Genomic DNA, 685 nt, shown 5'->3' on the forward strand with positions numbered 1-685 from the left:
AGGGCACAAAGCCAGACCGGCACGAAGCTGCAAAGGCAGGCGGCGTAAGTGCTTTCGCGCCTCAGCCGGCGTCGGTTTCGTTCTCTTCGCCACCGGGTTCCGGCCTTGGGTGCCGGCGGCGATGAGTGGCCGCGGCGCGGGCCGCCTGTTCGTAGATGCCGGTCATCAGCTCCAGTGTGCGCGCCGCTTCCTCGAGCTTGGCCGCCATCTCCGGGACGCGTGTCACCGCTTCGATGAGCAGGACGGACCGGATGTCGGCATAGCGTTCGGTGACTCGAAACCCAAGCGGCGTGACCTCGTAGGTGACGCCGGCCCTGCCGCTGCCGGTTCGCTTGACCAGGCCGCCCTTGAGCAATTTGCGCAGGCTGTACTGGATGTTGGGGATGTCGTCTCTGTTGGTCATCTGCGCCAGGTCGCGGACGCTCTTTGGCCGGTCGTTCATCCTGATGATGTGAAGCAGCGCATTTTCCGGCCCGCTGGCGGAAAACTCGATCACCGTCGCCAGGCATTCCGCCTGCCAGTGGCCGAACGCCTCGTAGGAGCGCATCAGCGCATATTCGATTTCGGCGACGTCGATTTCGAGCGGCGTCCGCGCCAGATGCCAGCCGCGATCCAGCAGCTTGGCTTGTGTTTCCAATGGTTTGCGCCGGTCGTTCATCATGTCTCCCCGCCCGGCAGCATGCGC

1 protein-coding gene is annotated in these 685 nt (G+C 64.7%); it reads right to left on the minus strand.

All coding sequences use genetic code 11. From position 1 onward, the window contains the following. Positions 1 to 61 precede the first annotated feature (61 nt). Positions 62 to 661: a winged helix DNA-binding protein gene (locus tag EN939_RS36785; RefSeq protein ID WP_245457021.1), complete on the minus strand. Its 600-nt coding sequence runs from the start codon at positions 659 to 661 to the stop codon at positions 62 to 64. Between the last annotated feature and the right edge of the window lie 24 nt (positions 662 to 685).

The organism is Mesorhizobium sp. M7A.F.Ca.CA.002.05.1.1 (assembly GCF_003998335.1).
In the GTDB taxonomy this organism is placed as follows: domain Bacteria; phylum Pseudomonadota; class Alphaproteobacteria; order Rhizobiales; family Rhizobiaceae; genus Mesorhizobium.

Bases quoted from the DNA above. Each gene is read 5' to 3' on its own strand.
- EN939_RS36785 (WP_245457021.1), bottom strand. From the start codon at position 661: ATGATGAACGACCGGCGCAAACCATTGGAAACACAAGCCAAGCTGCTG.